This window comes from Actinacidiphila sp. DG2A-62 (assembly GCF_035825295.1).
In the GTDB taxonomy this organism is placed as follows: domain Bacteria; phylum Actinomycetota; class Actinomycetes; order Streptomycetales; family Streptomycetaceae; genus Actinacidiphila.
The window spans coordinates 8,509,216-8,528,087 of sequence record NZ_JAYMGI010000002.1; the positions used below are offsets into that span (position 1 = coordinate 8,509,216).

At 73.1% G+C, this 18,872-nt stretch carries 17 protein-coding genes; 11 read left to right on the forward strand and 6 right to left on the reverse strand.

The window, feature by feature from the left end:
• Positions 1 to 131 precede the first annotated feature (131 nt).
• From VSR01_RS37345 to VSR01_RS37365, 5 genes are all read left to right on the forward strand, one after another.
• Complete coding sequence (locus VSR01_RS37345; RefSeq protein ID WP_326453395.1) at positions 132 to 1,559, forward strand: MFS transporter; 1,428 nt, start codon at positions 132 to 134, stop codon at positions 1,557 to 1,559.
• Between the two features lie 7 nt (positions 1,560 to 1,566).
• The gene (locus VSR01_RS37350; protein ID WP_326453396.1) at positions 1,567 to 2,589 is read left to right on the forward strand and encodes a TolB family protein; all 1,023 of its coding nucleotides are present in this window, start codon (positions 1,567 to 1,569) and stop codon (positions 2,587 to 2,589) included.
• A gap of 244 nt (positions 2,590 to 2,833) precedes the next feature.
• Positions 2,834 to 4,513: an IPT/TIG domain-containing protein gene (locus VSR01_RS37355; protein WP_326453397.1), complete on the forward strand. Its 1,680-nt coding sequence runs from the start codon at positions 2,834 to 2,836 to the stop codon at positions 4,511 to 4,513.
• A 97-nt stretch (positions 4,514 to 4,610) separates the two neighbouring features.
• Positions 4,611 to 5,105, forward strand: a complete 495-nt coding sequence (locus VSR01_RS37360; protein ID WP_326453398.1) for a peptidylprolyl isomerase — start codon at positions 4,611 to 4,613, stop codon at positions 5,103 to 5,105.
• A 159-nt stretch (positions 5,106 to 5,264) separates the two neighbouring features.
• Positions 5,265 to 6,191 carry an NADP-dependent oxidoreductase gene (locus VSR01_RS37365; RefSeq protein WP_326453399.1) on the forward strand — a complete coding sequence of 309 codons (927 nt, stop codon included), beginning with the start codon at positions 5,265 to 5,267 and terminating at the stop codon, positions 6,189 to 6,191.
• A gap of 153 nt (positions 6,192 to 6,344) precedes the next feature.
• Here the strand turns inward: VSR01_RS37365 and VSR01_RS37370 are convergent, their stop codons facing one another.
• The 3 genes from VSR01_RS37370 to VSR01_RS37380 form a co-directional block, all read right to left on the reverse strand.
• Positions 6,345 to 7,169, reverse strand: a complete 825-nt coding sequence (locus tag VSR01_RS37370; protein ID WP_326453400.1) for a transglycosylase SLT domain-containing protein — start codon at positions 7,167 to 7,169, stop codon at positions 6,345 to 6,347.
• Between the two features lie 472 nt (positions 7,170 to 7,641).
• Positions 7,642 to 7,941, reverse strand: coding sequence for a hypothetical protein (locus VSR01_RS37375; protein WP_326453401.1), 300 nt, complete (start codon positions 7,939 to 7,941; stop codon positions 7,642 to 7,644).
• Positions 7,942 to 8,182: 241 nt separating this feature from the next.
• Entirely contained in the window at positions 8,183 to 8,617 is a 435-nt protein-coding gene (locus VSR01_RS37380) for an Asp23/Gls24 family envelope stress response protein (RefSeq protein WP_326453402.1), read from the reverse strand.
• Between the two features lie 338 nt (positions 8,618 to 8,955).
• Between VSR01_RS37380 and VSR01_RS37385 the strand changes: the two genes are divergently transcribed.
• Positions 8,956 to 9,123: a hypothetical protein gene (locus VSR01_RS37385; RefSeq protein ID WP_326453403.1), complete on the forward strand. Its 168-nt coding sequence runs from the start codon at positions 8,956 to 8,958 to the stop codon at positions 9,121 to 9,123.
• Between the two features lie 46 nt (positions 9,124 to 9,169).
• Here the strand turns inward: VSR01_RS37385 and VSR01_RS37390 are convergent, their stop codons facing one another.
• The gene (locus tag VSR01_RS37390; protein ID WP_326454004.1) at positions 9,170 to 10,459 is read right to left on the reverse strand and encodes a chloride channel protein; all 1,290 of its coding nucleotides are present in this window, start codon (positions 10,457 to 10,459) and stop codon (positions 9,170 to 9,172) included.
• 320 nt (positions 10,460 to 10,779) lie between these two features.
• Between VSR01_RS37390 and VSR01_RS37395 the strand changes: the two genes are divergently transcribed.
• The gene (locus tag VSR01_RS37395) at positions 10,780 to 10,947 is read left to right on the forward strand and encodes a hypothetical protein (protein ID WP_326453404.1); all 168 of its coding nucleotides are present in this window, start codon (positions 10,780 to 10,782) and stop codon (positions 10,945 to 10,947) included.
• A gap of 836 nt (positions 10,948 to 11,783) precedes the next feature.
• Here VSR01_RS37395 and VSR01_RS37400 read toward each other — a convergent pair.
• A complete protein-coding gene (locus VSR01_RS37400; protein WP_326453405.1) occupies positions 11,784 to 12,833 on the reverse strand; it encodes a peptidase inhibitor family I36 protein in 1,050 nt (349 codons plus the stop codon).
• A gap of 675 nt (positions 12,834 to 13,508) precedes the next feature.
• On the opposite strand from VSR01_RS37400, the gene tap reads away from it, so the two are divergent.
• The 4 genes from tap to tpg (VSR01_RS37420) all read left to right on the forward strand — a co-directional run bounded on the left by tap (position 13,509) and on the right by tpg (VSR01_RS37420) (position 17,666).
• A complete protein-coding gene (tap, locus tag VSR01_RS37405; protein WP_326453406.1) occupies positions 13,509 to 15,782 on the forward strand; it encodes a telomere-associated protein Tap in 2,274 nt (757 codons plus the stop codon).
• Positions 15,783 to 15,786: 4 nt separating this feature from the next.
• The gene (gene tpg, locus VSR01_RS37410) at positions 15,787 to 16,344 is read left to right on the forward strand and encodes a telomere-protecting terminal protein Tpg (protein ID WP_326453407.1); all 558 of its coding nucleotides are present in this window, start codon (positions 15,787 to 15,789) and stop codon (positions 16,342 to 16,344) included.
• Positions 16,345 to 16,546: 202 nt separating this feature from the next.
• Positions 16,547 to 16,984 carry a hypothetical protein gene (locus tag VSR01_RS37415; protein ID WP_326453408.1) on the forward strand — a complete coding sequence of 146 codons (438 nt, stop codon included), beginning with the start codon at positions 16,547 to 16,549 and terminating at the stop codon, positions 16,982 to 16,984.
• Between the two features lie 385 nt (positions 16,985 to 17,369).
• On the forward strand, positions 17,370 to 17,666 hold the full coding sequence (tpg, locus tag VSR01_RS37420) for a telomere-protecting terminal protein Tpg (RefSeq protein WP_442785750.1): 297 nt from the start codon (positions 17,370 to 17,372) through the stop codon (positions 17,664 to 17,666).
• A 24-nt stretch (positions 17,667 to 17,690) separates the two neighbouring features.
• Here the strand turns inward: tpg (VSR01_RS37420) and VSR01_RS37425 are convergent, their stop codons facing one another.
• Positions 17,691 to 18,596, reverse strand: a complete 906-nt coding sequence (locus VSR01_RS37425) for an IS982 family transposase (protein WP_326453410.1) — start codon at positions 18,594 to 18,596, stop codon at positions 17,691 to 17,693.
• Between the last annotated feature and the right edge of the window lie 276 nt (positions 18,597 to 18,872).

Genomic DNA, 18,872 nt, shown 5'->3' on the forward strand with positions numbered 1-18,872 from the left:
CCGCGCGCGGCGTCGGGGCGCGGACCGGAGCAGGACGCCGGCAGGGGAAGCCGGCGGGGGAGTGCGGGACGGGGAGCAGGGCACGGCCGGGGCGCACGCCGCGGCGGTGGCGAGGCGAGGGGGGAACGACCATGTACCTGGCGGACCGCGGCACACCGGCGCGCGAGAACGAGAAGCCGACCGCGCGAACCACGCGAACCACGCGAACCACGCGAACCGCGCGGGCCGGCGAGGCCGCGCACGCGACCGAGGGGGCGCACGCGACCGAGGCCGCGCCGTCCGCGAAAGGCCGCGCCGCGCGCCGCGCGCCGGCGATCGCCCCGGTGGTGCTCGCCCTCGGCGCGGTCAGCCTGATCACGGACGTCTCCTCGGAGATGGTCACCGCCGTGCTGCCGCTCTACCTGGTGGCAGGGCTCGGCCTGAGCCCGCTCGGCTTCGGCACCCTCGACGGCGTCTACAACGGCGTCAGCGCCCTGGTGCAGCTGGCCGGCGGCCACATCGCCGACCGCGTCCGCAGCCACAAGCTGGTCGCCGGCATCGGCTACGGCCTGTCCGCGCTGTGCAAACCGCTGCTGCTGCTCGTGCACAGCCTCGGCCCGCTCGGCGTCGTGCTCGCCCTGGAACGCACCGGCAAGGGCCTGCGCACCTCGCCGCGCGACGCGCTGATCTCGCTGTCCACCCCCGCCGAGCACCGCGGCCGCGCCTTCGGCGTGCACCGGGCGATGGACACCACGGGGGCCGTGCTCGGCCCGTTCACCGCGTTCCTGATCCTGCGCGCCGCGACCGACGGCTACGACGCGGTGTTCGGCGTCAGCGCCTGCGTCGCCGCCCTCGGCGTCCTCGTCCTGATCCTCTTCGTCCCCGGCCGCACGGCGGCGCGGGGCCCCTCCGCGACACCGGCCGCCGCGGAGCCCGACGCCCCGCCGGCCACGCCCGTCGACCTGCGCGAGGCCCTGCGCCTGCTGCGGCTGCCGCGGCTGCGCGCCCTGACCGGCTGCGCCGTCCTGCTCGGCCTCACCACCGTCAGCGACGCATTCGTCTACCTGCTGCTCCAGCACCGCGCGGGCATCGGCGACGAGTGGTTCCCGCTGATGCCGCTCGGCACCGCCTCGGTGTTCCTGCTGCTGGCCGTCCCGCTCGGCGTGCTCGCCGACCGGATCGGCCGCCGTACCGTCTTCCTGGCCGGGCACGCCGGACTGCTGGCCGCATACGCGCTGCTGCTGTGCGCTCCCTCCGTCCCGGCGCTGCCCTACCTGGTCCTCGCCCTGCACGGCGTCTTCTACGCGGCCACCGACGGGGTGCTGCCGGCCGCGGTCGCCGACGTGGTGCCCGAGCAACTGCGCGGCAGCGGCCTCGCCCTGGTGGGCACCGGCCAGGCGCTCGCCCGCTTCTGCTGCTCGCTGGCCTTCGGCGCGGCCTGGACGGTGTGGGGCGACGGCCGCGCGCTGTTCGGCTCCGCCGTCGCCCTGCTGCTGTGCGCGGCGGTCGCCGGAGCCGTCCTGCGCCCGTCCCCCGCCGCGTCCCGACCGACGTCCGCACCGCGCCCGAACCACCCGTGAGGAACCGATGACCGCCAAGCGCCGCCTGCTCGTCCTGGTCCTCGCCGTGCTGCTGCTCGGCGGCGTCGGCACCGGCTTCGTGCTGCACGCCGCCCACCGGGCCGCCGACGAGAACACCGCGCGGGCCGGCGACCCGGTCGCCGCCGCGGGCCGCGTCGCCCTCACCGGCCGCGGCCGCGTCGTCTTCGTCAACTCCGCGGCCGGCCCGCACCGCTCCGCGGTCTCCGCCGTGCCGTCCGCCGACCCCGGCGCCACCCGCACCTCCTCCGACCTCACGTGCGCCCGCTTCTACGCCTCCGCGGGCACCGGGGTCTGCCTGCAGTCGGGCCTCGGCGTGGTCTCCCAGACCAACCGCGCCGTCGTCACCGACGCGGCCCTGCACACCGAGCGCACCTTCGCCCTGGCCGGCACCCCGAGCAGGGCCCGCGTCTCGCCCAGCGGCCGGTTCGCCGCCTGGACGGTCTTCGTCGGCGGGGAGTCCTACGGCGCCGCGTTCTTCTCCACCCGCACCTCCATCGTCGACACCCGCACCTGGCGACTCCTGCCGAACCTGGAGGACTTCGCCATCACGCTGAACGGCAAGCGCTACCACAACGTCGACGACAACTTCTGGGGCGTGACCTTCGCCGCGGACGACGACACCTTCTACGCCACCCTCGGCACCGCCGACCACACGTACCTGATGCGCGGGTCGGTCTCCCGCCGTACGGTCGCCTCGGTCGGCGTGCAGAACGTCGAATGCCCCTCGCTGTCCCCGGACGGTACGCGCATCGCCTTCAAGAAGCGCATCCTGGGCGGCGCCTCGCTGTGGCACGAGTACGTACTCGACCTGCGCACCCTGAAGGAGACCCCGCTGGCCGAGCGCCGCAGCGTCGACGACCAGGCGGCGTGGCTGGACGACCGCACCGTCGCCTACTCGCTGCCGCACGAGGGCGACGTGAAGAGCACCGACCTGTGGAGCGTGCCCGCGGACGGCACCGGCACCCCCCACCTGATGATCCGCGACGCCTCCTCCCCGGCCGCCCTGTAGAAGGCGTCCGCGACCGCACCGAGCACCCCTATCCCAACTCGCGCTGCCCGCCACCGTTTCCCGGGCAGGACCGCCATCTCGTCCAACGGCCGCGCCCGCAGCAGAAATTGACGGTTCGTCAGCAGCCGATCCGAGCCGTGTCCGCACCCCCCTCCGCTCGTTGTCGTCACGAACCGCGCCGCGGCGGTCCCCGGGCGCGACCGTCGCCCGCCGCCGCGGGCGAGCCGAGGGGGGACACCCACCCATGACCACACGCGTGCCCGCACGCCCGACCCGCCGCAGACGGCAGGCCGTCGCCACGGCCGCCGCAGCCGCGCTGACGCTGGCCGGACTCACCGCACTGACCGCGCCCACCGCCCACGCGACCGCCCCGGCCGCCCCGACCGCCTACGTCGCCGACGCCGGCGACAACACCGTCTCCGCCGTCGACACCGGCACCGGCACGGTCACCGCCACCATCCCGGTCGGCTACGGCCCGCAGGGCATCGCCGCCTCACCCGACGGCGCCCGCGTCTACGTCACCGACGCCGGCCCCAACACCGTCTCCGTGATCGACACCGCGACCCACACCGTCACCGCCACCATCCCGGTCGGCGCCACCCCCGTCGCCGCGGCCGTCAGCCCCGACAGCTCCCGCGTCTACGTCGCCGACCTCGGCTCCGCCGCGATCAGCGTCATCGACGCCGCCACCGCCACCGTCACCGCGACCATCCCCGTCGCCACCGGCCCCGACGCCGTCGCCGTCACCCCCGACGGCGCCAAGGTCTACGTCACCGCCAGCAGCGGCAGCGTCAGCGTCATCGACGCCGCCACCGGAGCCGTGACCGCCACCCTGCCCGCCGGCGTCCGCCCGATCGCCGTCGCCGTCGCCCCCGACGGCGCCCACGCCTACGCCGCCGACCTCGACGGCGGCACCCTGTCGGTGATCGACACCGCGACCGACACGGTCACCGCCACCCTCCCGACCGCCCACGGCGCCTACGCCCTGGCCGTCGGACCCGACAGCCGCACCGCGTACCTGGCCGGCGGACCGGCCGGCTCGGTCTCCGTCCTGGACACCGCCACCGGCGCCCAGGGACCGGACATCCCCGCCGGCACCAACCCCCAGGGCCTCGCACTCGCCCCGGACGGCCGGCTCTACGCCACCGACCTCGGCTCCGCCGCCGTCACCGTGATCGACACCGCCACCGGCGCCGCCACCGCCACGATCGCGGTCGGCAGCGCCCCGCTCGGCATCGCGATCTCCGTGCCGCCCGCGCCCCAGCCTCCGGTGCCCGCGGTCACCTCGGTCAGCCCCGCATCCGGCCCCGCCGCCGGCGGCACACCCGTCACCGTCTCCGGCACCGCACTGGCCGGCGCCACCGCCGTCACCTTCGGCGCCGGCCACCCCGCCACGGCCGTCTCCTGCACCGACACCGCGTGCACCGCCACCGCGCCGCCCGGCGCCGCCGGCACCGTCGACGTCCAGGTGACCACCCCCGGCGGCACCAGCGCCGCCACACCCGCCGACGCCTACACCTACATCCCCGCCGACCGCCACGCCGACGTCGCGGTCGCCCTGGCCGCCGACCCGGCCCCCGCGCTGCTCGGCGCCCGCATCGACTACACCGTCACCCTCACCGGACACGGCCCCGACACCGCCGACACCGCGACCGTCACCGTCCCGCTGCCGGCGTCCGTGCACGCCTCCTCCCACGACTGCGCCGTCTCCGCGACCGCGGTCACCTGCTCGGCGACAGCACTGCACAGCGGCCAGAGCACCACCCGCCACTTCACCGTCCCGGTCGGCCTGCTCACCCTCGGCCTGCCCTACAGCCTCACCGCCACCCGCACCGCCGGCAGCCCCGCCGACCCGGTCCCCGGCAACGACCGCGCCACCCGGACCTGCACCGTCGTGACGTCGCTGATCATCGACTGCCACTGACCGCGGCCCGCCGCACGCCGACCCCGGCCGTGGCCGGAAGATCGACCCGGGCACGGCCGGGGTCGGAACCACCGCGCGGAGATGTCAGGATGGGCTCATGGAAAACGTGTACTTCGACATCACCATCGACGGCGCGCCCGCCGGCCGGATCGTCTTCCGGCTGTTCGACGACGTGGTCCCCAAGACCGCGCAGAACTTCCGCGAGCTCGCCACCGGCCAGCACGGCTTCGGATACGCCGGCTCCGCGTTCCACCGCGTCATCCCCGCCTTTATGCTCCAGGGCGGCGACTTCACCCGGGGCGACGGCACCGGCGGCAAGAGCATCTACGGCGAGAAGTTCGCCGACGAGAACTTCCAGCTGCGCCACGACCGCCCCTACCTGCTCTCCATGGCCAACGCCGGTCCGAACACCAACGGATCCCAGTTCTTCGTGACCACCGTCGTCACCCCCTGGCTCGACGGCAAGCACGTCGTGTTCGGCGAGGTCGTCGAGGGCCAGGAACTGGTCAAGCAGATCGAGAGCAAGGGCAGCCAGAGCGGCCGCACCTCGTCGAAGGTCGTGATCTCCGAGTCCGGCACCGTCAAGGCGTAGTCCACGCGCCCAGCACCACCCCGCCGCCGGCGGCGCGCGGCACCGGGCCCCCGCGGCACATCCGCGGGGGCCCGGCGCGTTCCGCGCCCGAGCAGGGGCTGGCCCCCGGCCGGCCGCCGCGGGCACCGCAAGATCCGCCTCCACCCCCAGGGAGAGCCCATGAAGGCCGTCATCGCACCCCGCTACGGCGATCCGGACGTGCTGACCCTCACCGACGCCGACGATCCCAAGGTGGGCCCGGACTCCGTCCTGGTCCGGGTCCGCGCCGCAGGCGTCAACCCCGTCGACTGGAAGATCGTCGCCGGACACCTCGACCCGCTCATGCACGTCCACTTCCCGCTGATCCCCGGCTGGGACGTGGCCGGCGTGGTCGAGGCGGTCGGACTGGACGCCACCGAGTTCTCCGTCGGCGACGAGGTCTACGGCTACGTCCGCAAGGACGAGGTCCAGCACGGCACCTTCGCCGAACTCGTCGCCGCCCCCGTCCGCACCCTCGCCCACCGCCCCGCCGCGCTGTCCTGGGAGCAGGCCGCCGCCGTCCCGCTGGCCGGGCTCACCGCCTTCCAGGCACTGGCCAGGATCGGCGTCGGCCAGGGCGACACCGTCCTGGTCCACGCCGCCGCGGGAGGCGTCGGCTCCTTCGCCGTGCAGATCGCCGCCGCACAGGGCGCCCGCGTCATCGGCACCGCGAGCGAGCGCAACCACGACTTCGTCCGCTCCCTCGGCGGCGAGCCCGTCGACTACGGGGAGGGCCTGGCCGACCGGGTCCGGGCACTGGCCCCCGAAGGCGTCACCGCCGCCCTCGACCTCGTCGGCGGCGGCGCCGCCCAGCTCTCGCAGGACCTGCTCGCCGACCGCACCCGGGTCGCCTCCATCACCGACGCGACCATCACCCGCACGGGCGGCCGCCACGTCTGGGTGCGCCCCAGCAGCCAGGACCTGGCCGCTCTGGGCCGCCTGGCCGACGACGGCCGGCTCACCGCGCACATCGGGCACAGCCTGCCGCTGGAGCGGGCCGCCGAGGCGTTCGAGCTGAGCAAGGACGGCCACGTCCGCGGCAAGATCGTCCTCACCGTCGGGGACTGAGCCCCCGCCCGCCGAGGGGGAGGGGAAGCGCGAAGAACGCGCCGACCCCGGCGCCCGGAAGAGGGCGCCGGGGTCGGCGGACGTGCGGGGCCGGAGACGGTCTCGTCGCCGCCCGGCGGAAGCCGGGGCGGGACGCCCCGGACGGCCGCGGGATCAGTACGCCGAGTTCACGTTGTCCATCGAGCCGTACCGGTCGGCCGCGTAGTTGCACGCGGCGGTGATGTTGGCGACCGGGTCGTAGATGTTCCACGACGTGCCGGACACGTGGTAGCGCTGGAACGTCGGATCGATCACCTGCAGCAGGCCCTTGGACGGAATGCCGTTGCGGGCGTTGATGTCCCACAGGTTGATCGCCCGCGGGTTGCCGCTGGACTCACGGATGATGTTGCGGTGAATTCCGTTGTAGGACGCCGGAATACCCTTGGCGTGCAGGATGTCCAGCGACTGGCGAATCCAGCCGTCGAGGTTGTTCGCATAGGACTTCGCGGCCGGCTTGGACGCGATGTGCGTGCTGGTGGACTTCTTCGGCAGCGCGGCCCGCTTGGCGGAACGCGCGGCGGCCGCCTTCTGCGCGGCGCGCTTGGCCGCCTCGGCCTTCGCCTTCTTCGCCGAGTTCTCGGCCGCCGCCTTCTTCGCGGCGGCGTCGAGCACCTTCTTGTGCGCGGCGGCGTCGGCCGCCTTCTTCTTCGCCGCGGCCGCGTCCAGCTTCTGCTGGGCCGCGTCCTTGATCGCCTTCTGCGAGGCGACACCGGTCTTGGCGTCGAGCTGCTTCACGCTCTGGCCGCTGGACACCGGGAACCCGGTGGCGTCGCCCGCGGCAGCCGCCGATCCGGCGCTCGCGGTCGCTTCCAGGCCGGTGACCGTCAGCACGACCGCGGCTGCGGCGGCGGTGCCGGCGACAGTGATCTTGTGCTTCTTGGGCAGTCGACGGAACTGGGCGGCCGTGGGGAGCTTGCTCGGAAGTGCGGGGAACCGCATACGGGCTTACCTCTTTCGTGTGGGGACCCGAGAATTGTTAGAGGTTCCGAATTCAAGGGTCAAAGAGCCCGTCTACGGAGCAGTGCGTAGCAGGACGGCGAAGAGGTGAGCGCCGGCGCGCGCGATCCGCGTGATTCCGGGGAAAAGCAGCCGGACGCCTTTCACTAAGCGCCTTCGTATGTGACCTGCGTCCTATAGAGCGACTCACACGGGGCCCCCGCGGGAGCCACGGCGCGTGAATGCGCCGACGCATTGTGCGACCGGATCACGGCATGGCGGAGCACGGTGGATACAGCGGGTTCACCGGTGATTTCAGGGGCGGTTCGCAGGCGCCCCGCGAGGGTGCCGGGACGCGGCTGCGCGGGGGCGTGTCATGCGGGGCTGCGGCGCGGGCGGGAAGCGGCGGCGCCGGCGCGGGGCCGCGGCGCGGGCCGGGACCGCAGGCCCCGGGAGCCGTGCGCGACGGTGCCGGTCAGCTCGCCTCGGCCTCCGTCTCGGCCTCCGCCTTCGCCGCGCGCCCCCTGCCCTCCTCCGGCCCACAGGCGCGCGCGTCCCGCCGGTCGCTCCCGGCCCCGGAACGCGGCAGCGGCGCCGGCCGGCCGTGCAGCGCGTCCGCCAGCACGTCCCCGACCGCCACCGGGTCCGCGGCGGCGTGCCAGGCGGCCACCGCGGCGCCCAGGCAGTCCCCGCACAGCCGCAGCGGCCGGCGCAGCCCGAGATCGCGCACCCGGACCCCGCCGCGCCCGCACTCCTCGCACACCGTATGCGCCATATGTACGACGGTGCGCCCGGCAAGCGCCCGTGACCAGGGCGGAAACCGGCCACACCGGCCGACGAACACGCCTCCCCGCCCCCATCCGCCCCCGCGCCGCGCCTCACGGGCCCGCCCGTCCCCTCCCACGGGCCCGCCCGCCCCCTCCCACGGGCCCGCCCGGACAGCAGCGGACCCGCCCGGGCAGCAGCGGACCCGCCCGGGCAGTCCGAGCGGGTCCGCTTGCCGGGGTCGGCCCGGTTCACCTCACCCGGGCCTCCTCCTCGTCCTCGTCGCTGTCGTCACCCGGCACGTGCACGTCGCGGATGTTGATGTTGACCTCGACCACCTCGAGGCCGGTCATGCGCTCGACCGCGAACGCCACGTGCGAGCGGATCTCCTGGGCGGCCTCGGCGATCTCGGTCCCGTACAGGACCACGATGTCCAGGTCGATCGCCGCCTGCTTCTCGCCGACCTCGACCTTCACGCCGCGCGTCGGATCGCTGGACCGCGTCACGGTGTCGCGCACGGCGCCCACGGCCCGGCTCGCGCCGCCGCCCATGTTGTGCACGCCGTCGACCTCGCGCGCCGCGATGCCGGCGATGGTGGCGACCACCTGGTCGGCGATCACGGTCCTGCCGGAGACGTCCTTGCGCCGCGAGGCGCTGCTGGAGGAAACGGTGTCCGTCGCTGCCATGGGGCATTCCCCTTCACTGGGAGGTGGGACGCGGGAACGCGGTCCGGCCCGCCCGAGTCGCGCTGCCGCGGGGCCGCTGCCCGGCACAAAAGCCGTCAGCACCTCCCTTCAACTCTGCGACCGTCTCCCGCCGGTCGCATCTCCGCCCGCCCTCCCTCACGCAGGCACACAGCGCGACCACAAACCGTCACGTGAGGCGCCCCGTCGCCGCCCCGCTCATCGGAGACCGGGTGTCGGGCGCCCCGCCTCAAGTTCTGCTCAGAACGCGTTTGCCCGGTCGGCGCGGGGTGCATCGTGTGAGGACAGGAGCGCGATGGGCGCGGATCGGGGGCGGGAGCATGAAGAACTGGCTTTCCCGGAAGGGCGGCAGGCTGCTGGACATGGTGTCGCAGCGCCGCAGACTGGCGAAGTACGCGGATCCCGAGGCGCACCGCCGGATCGCGCCGGACCGCGACACGCGGTTGCCGTCCAACCACACCACGACATCGGTTCCGCCGATGTTCTAGTCCGCCCCGCACGCGGTCTGTGCTGCCCCTGTGACCGTGCGCCACGTCAGCCCGCGCCCGGCCGGGGCGCGGGCGGTGCGAACGCCGGGACGGACGGGCCGCGGGGCAGGAGCTGAGCGGTGACGAAAGAGGTCACCGTGCCGAGCACGACCACGGTGATCGACCCGGTGTGTCCCAGCAGCAGGGAGACCAGCACCACGCTGCTCACCGGCAGCCGGAGCGCGGCGGCGGCAGCGGCCGCCATCCCGGCCGCCATCCCCGGCACCAGTCCGAGACCTGGCAGCGGCGCGAGCAGTACGCCCGCCGCCCCGCCGAGGAAGAGCGCCGGGAAGATCGCGCCGCCGCGCAGGCTGCCGAGGCACAGCGCGTAGGCGAGGCCCTTGAAGGCGAGCACCGCCACGAGAGCGCCCACCGACCACGCGTGGGGATGCGCGGCGAGGTCGGACAACGCCGCCTGCCCTGACAGCGCCACCTCCGCGGGCGAGTGCCGCGTCAGGCCGGCGAACGCGGCGGCGCAGCCGCCCGCGCCGAGCGCGCACAGCAGCGTGGTGCGGTGCAGCGCCCGCGCGGTGAGACGTGCGGTGAACCGTCCGCCCACGAGCAGCAGGTGGACCGCCGCGCCCACCACGATGCCGATGAGCACCGTCCAGACCACGTCGCCGGTGTCGAGGGTGGGCGGCGCGGGCAGCGACATGCTCAGGCTGCCGGTGCGGAAGCCCGTCCAGTGGCCGAAGCCGCTGAAGACGATCGCGCCGACGCCGCTGGCGAGGAGCGCGGGCAGTATCACCGCGAACAGCCGCGGCCCGCCGACGCCGACGACTTCCATCAGCAGGACCGCGCCCACCAGCGGGTTGCCGAAGATCGCGGAGATCGCGGCGGCGGACCCGGCCGCGCTGAGCAGGGCCGACCCCTGCGGTGTGGCGGGGACGCGCGCCAGATCGCGCAGCAGCAGCGCGAGTCCGCCGCCGAGGGCGATGAGCGGAGCCTCCGGTCCCAGGACCGCGCCCAGCGGCAGGCTGCACGCGGCGGCCAGGATGACGCCGGGCAGTGCCGCCGGGGTCGTCCCCGCGGCGCTGAGTCCGCCCGCGGGGACGTGCCCGCCGTGTCCGGGCAGGCGTCCGACGATCGCGGCGACCGCCAGGCCGGCCGCGGCGAACGGCGCGAACGGCCACCACCACGGCGGCTCGTGATGTCCCAGGTGGCGGGGCCACTCCGTCCAGACCAGGTGCTGCAGCTCGTGCAGCGCGGCCAGGAACCAGAACGCGACGAGCGAGACGGGGATGCCGATCACCGCGCAGAACACGAGCGCGCGGCGGTACTCCGGCCGCCGCACCAGCTGCCGCAGCTCGTCCGCCTGTCCTTCCTGCCCGGCGGCCTGTTCCGCCCGCTGCGCCGTGCCGTCCGCGGTGCCGCCTTCTGCCGCCCCCGGCGACGCGGGTTCGTCCTGTTGCGGGCGCCTGCCGGGTGTGGGTCGGGTGATGGTGGTCCTCCGGCTGTTCCGTCCGCTGGTGCGCGCTGTTGGGGCCGTGCCGAGGGGACTGTAGGCGCGGCGGTGCCGGAGGAGGCGTGTGCCGCGCCTGTGCCCGCGTGTTTTCCCCTGGCCGGCGCAACGGCCGCCCGGCCGCGGCCCGGGACCGGTGTGGTGCGACGGCCACGGTGCTCAGTGATCTGCTGGGGCGCGAGCCGGCCCGGGTGGGTGATCGCTGTCCAGATGCGCTGGGCGAGGTCGTGGGCGGGGGCGTCGGTGGTGACGGTCAGGTCGCAGTGGTCGCGCAGGGGTTCCACGTGCCGGGCGAAGAGGCCGTCGACGATGACGACGGGTGAGCCGGTCAGCGCAGCCTCGGTGTCCTGGCAGAGGCGGGCCAGGTCCAGTGACCGCGGGTCGCCGACGTCCAGCCGTGGTACTCCGGCCTCGTCCGGTGTCCACACCCCGTGTTCCGGGGTCGGGAAGTAGTAGTCGTCGCCGTGGAGTGTCCGCACGGGCGTGTGCGGCGAGGCCGCGGCGAGCGCGGCGGCCAGGGTGGTCTTGCCTGCTCCGGCTCCTCCGGTCAGCGTCACCAGCATGTCCGCCAGTATGCGGTGTCGGTCCGGTGGGCTCGGGCCTGTTCCCGGTCGCTAACCGGCCCGGGCCGCCTGGGCGGTCTGGCGGCCCGGGCGGCCGGGCGACGGCCCTGCACGATCTCGACGCGGGCGCCCGCGGCAGATCCCGGACCGATGGGTTCGAGCGAGGGGGCCGTCGCGTGCGGCTAACCGCAGTGGGAGTTGTACTCAGTCGCCTGCGCCGTGCCGATCTGGCCGTACCAGTCGATGCAGTGACCAGGTGCGTGGAGGTACACCGGCCCCGCGTAGGTCGTGTAGTTCCCGTCCTGGATGACCCAGTTTCCAGGAGGACTGCTCTCGGTGTAGCTGAGACGGATGGCCGAGGCCGGCCGCCCACGCCGGCTTGTGCGCGGGGGATCTTCCAGCAGGCAGTCGCCGAGGCCGACCAAGAGCGCTGTCGCCGTCGTCGGCGATGGCGGCGCCGGGAGGGGCGAAGTACAGACGAGGCGGGGGTGACGTAGTCGCCGTCATCCGCTGCCTGGACGTCAGGCTGCCCGTCCTCATCGAGGTCGACGATGCCGAGGTGGGGAACGGCGCGCCCGGTGGACCAGCCCCTCCCGTCAGAGCAGGACGTCGCCGTTGTCGACTTCGTTGCAGTCGCCGTACTGGGCGATGCTGCCGCCCTTTTCGCCGAAGTAGACGCGGACGAGACCCTGGTAGCCCTTGCCGACGGCGAGGAGGTCGGGGGCACCCGGATTGTCGTCGTCGACATTGCCGATGCCGAGGACGGTGGGGAACATCGACCATCCGCCGGCGCCGATGAGCTTGCGTGTTCCGTAGCGGCCGTGTCCGTCGCCGGGGTAGATCCACAGGCGGCCGGTGGAGTCGCGGGCGAGCAGGTCGTCGTGGCCGTCGCTGTTCATGTCGCCGGCGGCCTGCAGCGCGGTCATCTGGTTCCAGCCGGTGCCGATGAGCTTGCGGGCGCCGAACCAGCCCTTGCCGTTGCCGGGATAGATCCACAGCGTGCCCGAGCCGTCGCGCGCCAGCAGGTCCTCGTGTCCGTCTCCGCTGAAGTCCCCGTGCCGGGTCAGCGCGGTCATCTGGTTCCAGCCCGACCCCACGTACACCTCGGTGCCGTCGCCCTTCAGGAACCACAAGTGCCCGTTCCACGTGCGGTTCAGCTGGTCGAGGCTGCCGTCGCCGTTCAGGTCGGCGAAGGCGTGTCCCGTGTGGTTGTAGACGGCGAACGGGTCGACCCAGTCGAGGTATTCAGGCTGTCCCGTGGCCTGCCGCATGGTGTGGCCCCAGCGGATGGAGCTGAGGTTGTGGTTCATGGACAGGCCGTTCCCGTAGCCGCCCCACAGATCGTCTTCTTTGTCGTCGCCGGTTCCCTCGCTGCACACCGTGAGGTTCTTGTGCGGGTCCCCGATCGAGAACTGCGACAGGCTGTACATACACAGGGCAGGGTTCCCGGTGCGGTTGTACACCGACGCGGCTCTGTTGTCCCAGGGTCCGAGCGTGGCCTGCGGGGTGGAGTAGGCGACCATCGCCCCGGTTCCGCCGTCGCCGGAGAACAAGCAGACCTTGCCCTTGGGGCATCGGTCCCAGTCGGTCGCGGCGTGCGCCGGGGCAGTTCCTGCGCCGATCACGCCCAGAACGGTCGCCGCCATGACGACGGCAGCACGCAAACGCTTCCCCACCCTGTACCCCCCCAAGATCCCTGACCGCGCGACAGCGGCTGGGCGGAGTGTAGAGCGGCGCCAGGAACACGATGGGACCCGGGTCCTTGACCAGCTGCCTGCGCACTGCGCTGCGACAGCGGGGGCAGAACCCGCCACCCCCGGCAAGGACTGCGCCGGCCAGGCACTGCGCCGCTGGATGCGTACCGGGCGCATCACGCCCCCTGCTTCCGTGCCCGACCTGGAGACGCTGCGGAGCCGGCTGCGGGCCGTACTGGAGTACCAGGGTCTGAGCCTGCGGGCCCTTGCCAGGCAAGTGCCCGGCTACTCCCACGACAGCTACCGGGCGATGCTGCGGGGCGCCCGGCCCCTGAACCCCGCGGAAACTCCATGCGCGAAGCCGCAGACGACCTACGCACCGCGATCGGCGGCATGCTGTCCGCCCTGCACCCCGCCATGCGCCGAATCATGCGCCGGCAACAGCGCGCCCGCGTATCCGCTCGACCAGCCGGGCACGACTCACCCCTTTCGCCCCGAGGGTGGTGCTGCCGGATCAAGCATTCCTGGACGGGTAAGACACCACTTCCGTTGATGTGTGTTTCGAGGGCGGTTCGTGTGTGGTTCGGTGTGTGGTCGGCGTTAGGGTGCGGTGCGGAGGTGGGGCGTGTGCCCGGCGAGAACGAGTTGTTCAGCGCGGTTGACGCGCTGCTGGAACAGGTCCCGTCCGATGCCCTTCCACCCCCGGTGGAGCGCCGGCGGTTGCGGGAGGCGGCGGGGTTGAGTCAGGCTCAGGTCGCCTCGGCGCTCGGTACTCGTCGTGAGGCGGTCGGGAGTTGGGAGGCGGGGCAGCGTGAGCCGCGGCCGCCGCAGCGGGCGGCTTACGCCCGACTGCTGGAAGGTCTCGCGCAGCGCTTCCCCGCCCCGCCGACCGACGCGCCGCAACCGCCGGAAGCGCGACCACTGCCCACAGGCCCGGCGTCCGACGCTTCGGCCATGACGAACCACGAGAACACCCAGCCGGCCACCGCGTCCGCGCCCGCTGTTCCGGTCGCCGCGCCGCGCCCGGCGACCGGCACCGGGAGCACGGGCGGGAGCAGGGCCGGGAGCAGGGCCGGGAGCGTGTCGGTGTCGCGTGGCCCGGCCGTGAAGAAGACGGCCGTCAGGAAGGCCGCGGTCGCACCCGAGCCGACGACGGCCGCGGCGGATCCGCGGTTCGCGCACGGCCCGCTGGGGGTGCTGGACGGCGACGGCTTCCTGTACTGCGCGGGCGGCCTGGTGCTGGAGTGCCCCGCGGGGACGGTCCCGGAATTGGTGGAGTGGACGCTGACCGAAGCGAAGCTCGGTGCGAGCCGGCTGCACCGCTCGGGCAAGGACTCCGATCCGCTGATCGTGCTGACGGCCGCGGCAACCGCCCGGCTGGGGCTGCCGGAGCGGTTGGAGGACCGCCGCTCGATGCGGCTGCCGGAGGACCACAAGGTCGTCAGACAGATCACGAAGGCGACGTGGCAGCTCACCAAGCGCGGGTTCGGCCCGTGGGCGCGGATCTACCGGCCCGCGCAGGGCCAGCAACGAAGTTGCGTGCAGCTCGCCGTCCTGCCGTGGGATGCGCTGGATACCCGGTCGTGGGGCGATGCCGGCCAGCTGCCGCCGGCGGAGCTGGCGCGGGTGCTGGCCGCCTACGCCGCCCGGGTGCTGACCCCGCGCGGCTCCACCGCGGTCGCCGGCCTGGAGCTGATGACGGCGCTGAGGCCGCCGACCCGCGCGATGAGGGACGAGGCGACCGGCACGTGGGTGTCCGGGCCGGTCCCGGGTTCGCTCACCGCCGCGGTGGACCCGGCGCCGCCGGAGGCCCCGGACGAGCACCCCGTGGTGGCCGCGCTGTTCCCGCGCACGCACGAGCGGACCCCGGCGGAAGTCCTCGACGAGGAGGCGTTCGACTGGATCCGCGAGCCGGAACTGCTCACCGACGGCGAGTGCGCGAGGCCGTTCGCGGTCGGCGTCGACGTGAACACCGCGTTCCTGGCGGCGGCGAACCGGCTGATGGTCGGCCTGTCCGGGCCCGAGTACGTCGAGGCGCCGCGGTTCGACAAGACCGTCCCGGGTTCGTGGCTGGTGGATCTGTCGGGGATCGAGCTGGACCCGCGGCTGCCCAGCCCGTTCACGCCGCACGGTGGCCGGCCGGAGGGTCCGGCCTGGTACGCCACGCCGACCGTCGCGTACGCGGCCGAGCTGATCGACACCTACCGGCTGCCGGTCCAGCTCCGACCGCTCGAGGCGTACGTGCGGCGCGAGAGCGGCCCGTACCTGGACCCGTGGTACAAGCACCTGGCGGAGGCGTACAAGGCGACGATGGCCGACCTCGGGGTGACCGCCGACCTGTCACCGGCCGAGTTCCTGGAGGCGATGGCGGGCCACAAGTCCGTCGATCCGGGGATGGCGGCGGTGCTGTCGGCGATCAAGTCGACGGTCAAGGGCGGTATCGGCAAGCTGCGTGAGCGCCCGCAGGGCACGCGGTACCGGCCGGGGGAGCGGTGGCCGGCGTTGGAGCGGCCGACGTGGCGCCCGGACATCCGGGCGGCGGTGATCTCGGCGGCCCGGGTCAACTTGCACCGGAAAATGCTCAAGACCGCGCTGGCGACGCAGGCCGGCCCCGCGCCGACGGGTTCGGTGGTGTTCGGCGAGGACGCGCTGCTGCCGATCGCGCTGCTTTCGGACTGTGTGGTCTACCCCTCGCCGGGTCCGTCGCCGCTGGACGTGCTGCCGTACGACGCGGCGGGCAAGCCGGCGCCGGGGACGTTCCGGCTGGGGGTGTCGCCGGGGATGGTCAAGCACGAGGGGACGCGGGAGCTGTTCTGGGCGGTGGAGCTGCTGGAGCAGCGGCACAACCCGGCCCGGCACATCAAGGGCGACGGGCACGACGCCGCGGACGAGGGGGAGTAGGGCTGTGGGCGAGTTCGAGGACGCCCTGGCGCGGGCGGCGGCGAGCACCGCGACGCGGCCGATCCCGAAGTCGGCCGGCGCGCGGATGCGGTTCCTGCTGAGGGCGGAGAAGGGCTCCACCGCGGCGGTGGCCGCCCGACTCGGGGTCACCCAACGAACGGTGGAGCGCTACCTCAAGGGCACACTCCGGCGGCCGCGCAAGGACCTGGCGGCCCGCCTGGAGCGCGAGGTCCGACGCGACTGGCAGCCCCGCGTGCAGCAGCGGGCGAAGAAGCACGCCGCCTCGCGCGGCGGCATCGTCATCGAGACCCGGGCCCGCTTCGGCTTCACCGCCGCCCCCGGGTCCACCGACGACGGGCGGATCCGGCGGATCACCCAGCACCTGCCGCCGCTCTACGCCAGCCGGTTGTTCGACGCGCAGGCCGCCGGCGCCACCGAACAGCAACTCCAGAACATCGCCGCCGAAGGTCTGCAGGAGATCTACTTCAAGGACCGCGGCCGCCGCGCCCAGGGCCTAGAGGTGGAATTCACCGACATCGACTACATCGAGCTGGAGTTCTAATGGCGACCACTGATCCACCCCCCCTGACCAGCGGGTGCGCTTGGCCAGCTGAGCGCTGGCGGTGGAGGGAATCGGTGAGTCGCTCCTTGAGCATGAGGTAGTGGGGAGACGGCTACGCCTACTGAACAGCGGTGAGCTGAGTTCCGGCATGCCGCTCACGCAGGGCTCCCGGTCTGCCCTCTGGATAGGCGAAAATGCACGCGTGGTGACCGAACACGGGAACGTGGATACAGGGCGAGTCAGTCTATGGATCCAGCCAGAACCTGATCATGAAACGTGGCGTTTCAGCCTGTCCTTCCCTCCGGGGCAGCAACGGGAGGTCGCTGGGCTTTTCGGCGAACACGCCACCGAGATCGACGACCTGCAGGGGCAGGCATTCAGAGGATCTGACATGCAGGCGTTTGTTGGCCTCCTGGCCGCTGCGCCGGCGTGGATGGCTCTTGCGAGCGTCGTCAAGGCTTACCTCACCCGGCGCAAAGACCAACACATCGTCGTCTACGCCCAGGACGGGAAACCGCGCGTTGAGGTCACTGGGGATGTATCGACGGAACAGATTGAAGTACTGCTCCGAGCTGCAGCAGAAGCATCCAGCATGGACGCGGAGTCGACACGCCGAGGACGTGGAAGACGGCGAGACTGACCCGCCGCCGGACGTACTGGGTCTCCCGGCAGGAACAGGTCCAACTCCGCCTTCGCCCAGCGCACCGGCTGGTGGGGGCACGTTCTCGGAAGGTGACGGCACGAGCCTCGCCCGGCCTCCCCGCTCGGGGAGGCCGGGCGCGCTGGTACCTGGGAGGCCCGTACGCCCACCGTAGCCGCCACGGCGGCCGCGCGCTCCACCGATCGTCGGACTCTGTCCACAGGCCGGCCGCCGCCCCGTACGGGTATGACGAGCGATCACAACGACAGCACCCTGCCCGCTACCCACCCGCCGGCACCACCGCGGGGCCCCCTCCACGAGGGCCTGGAGGCCGCGGAGCGGGAGCAGTTCACCCAAGGGCGCGGCCGCGCAGTTCCGGTTCCTGCTGACCCGCACGAAGGGCTCAACAGCGGCCGTGGCTGCCCGTCTGGGCGTCTCCGCCGCACCGCGTCTCCGCCGCACCGTGCAGCGCTACGCCGCAGGCAAGCTCAGGCGGCCGCAGAAGGCCCTCCAGGCGACGCTGGCCGAAGAGACCGCGCGGGACTGGCAGCCCGGTGTTCGCGCCCGGGTCCGCGAGCAGGCCTCCAGCAGCGGGGGCTTGCGGATCACCACCCGCGCCCGCTTCGGGTTCCGGGCCGCGCTCGGCTCCACCGACGACCCGCGCCCGCGGCTCATCTCCTAGATGAGTAGTTCCGATGTGGGTTGGTCAGTGGTCGTAGGCGATCAGTGAGCGGGTGATCGGTTGGCCTGTGGTGCGGTTGTGCCAGATTGCGCAGGTCATGGCGAGGATCCGTTGACCGACCCGTGCGGTGACGCCTTCGATGGTGCGGCCGCCGTGTTGTTCGAGGCCGAGTTGGCCCTTGAGGGTGTCGTTGACCGACTCGATCAGCTGCCGGATGGGTTTGAGCAGGGCTTTTCCGGGCCGGGGCCGGCGGTTGCGGTAGGAGGGCCGGAGCAACGCGATGTCGTACTGGTCCAGGAAGCGGTCCAGTTCGGCGGAGACGTAGCCCTTGTCGGCGAGGATCAGCAGGCCGGGCCGTTCCCGGCCCAGGTCGGGTTCGTTCTCGATCAGCGCGGCCAGGACCTCGCGTTCGTCGACCTTGGGTGTGGCCAGGGCCCAGGTGATGGGCAGGCCGGCGGGGGTGCAGACCAGGTGCAGGCGCAGTCCCCAGAACCAGCGGGAGTGGGAGGCGCAGTAGCCGTAGCCGGCCCAGCCGGCCCAGCCGGCCAGGGCGGAGCGGCGGACGGTGTCACGGGAGCGGCCGCATTCCACCGGGGTGGAGTCGGTGATCCACACCGGGTCCTGCCACAGGTCACTGTGCCGGGCCAGGAGGCGTATCGCCTGCTGGATCTGCGGTCGGGCCGCCCGTAACCGCTTGTTGTAGGCCGGTCGCTGGGGCGGGTGCGGGAACATCGGGCGCAGGTGGGCGTGGGCGAAGCGGATCCAGCGGGCCTCGGAGTGGAAGCCGAGCAGCACCTGCGCGACGGACAGGCACACCAGCTCGGAGTCGGACAGGCGCGGCGGACGGCCCAGCCACCGCGTTTTCGGCAGATGATCATCGATGAGCACATACAGTGCCGTCAGGAGGGTGTTCAGTTCTTCGGCCGTCACAACCCGATGCTGAACACCCTCCCTGCCGCCCACACCCAAAACCGCAGAACCCGAGACATCGGAACTACTCGTCTAGACCGTCTCACCGGAACACGCGGGCCACATCCTCGCCGCCCGTGAGCGAGGCGCGACCGATGCCGAGTTGCAGGGGCTGGTCGCGCAAGCTCTCGGCTATGCCTACTTCCGGAATTCCGGCGGGAGAGCGGAAGGGCTGGACGTGGTTTTCACCGACGTGGAGTTTATAGATTTCGGCTTCTGAGCGACCGCCCGGTAAAG

Excerpts from the sequence above, each read along its gene's own strand:
- VSR01_RS37385 (WP_326453403.1), top strand. The coding sequence starts at position 8,956 with ATGAAGAACTGGCTTTCCCGGAAGGGCGGCAGGCTGCTGGACATGGTG.
- VSR01_RS37375 (WP_326453401.1), bottom strand. The coding sequence starts at position 7,941 with ATGGCGCATACGGTGTGCGAGGAGTGCGGGCGCGGCGGGGTCCGGGTG.
- VSR01_RS37350 (WP_326453396.1), top strand. The coding sequence starts at position 1,567 with ATGACCGCCAAGCGCCGCCTGCTCGTCCTGGTCCTCGCCGTGCTGCTG.
- VSR01_RS37370 (WP_326453400.1), bottom strand. The coding sequence starts at position 7,169 with ATGCGGTTCCCCGCACTTCCGAGCAAGCTCCCCACGGCCGCCCAGTTC.
- VSR01_RS37365 (WP_326453399.1), top strand. The coding sequence starts at position 5,265 with ATGAAGGCCGTCATCGCACCCCGCTACGGCGATCCGGACGTGCTGACC.
- VSR01_RS37360 (WP_326453398.1), top strand. The coding sequence starts at position 4,611 with ATGGAAAACGTGTACTTCGACATCACCATCGACGGCGCGCCCGCCGGC.
- VSR01_RS37345 (WP_326453395.1), top strand. The coding sequence starts at position 132 with ATGTACCTGGCGGACCGCGGCACACCGGCGCGCGAGAACGAGAAGCCG.
- VSR01_RS37400 (WP_326453405.1), bottom strand. The coding sequence starts at position 12,833 with ATGGCGGCGACCGTTCTGGGCGTGATCGGCGCAGGAACTGCCCCGGCG.
- VSR01_RS37355 (WP_326453397.1), top strand. The coding sequence starts at position 2,834 with ATGACCACACGCGTGCCCGCACGCCCGACCCGCCGCAGACGGCAGGCC.
- VSR01_RS37380 (WP_326453402.1), bottom strand. The coding sequence starts at position 8,617 with ATGGCAGCGACGGACACCGTTTCCTCCAGCAGCGCCTCGCGGCGCAAG.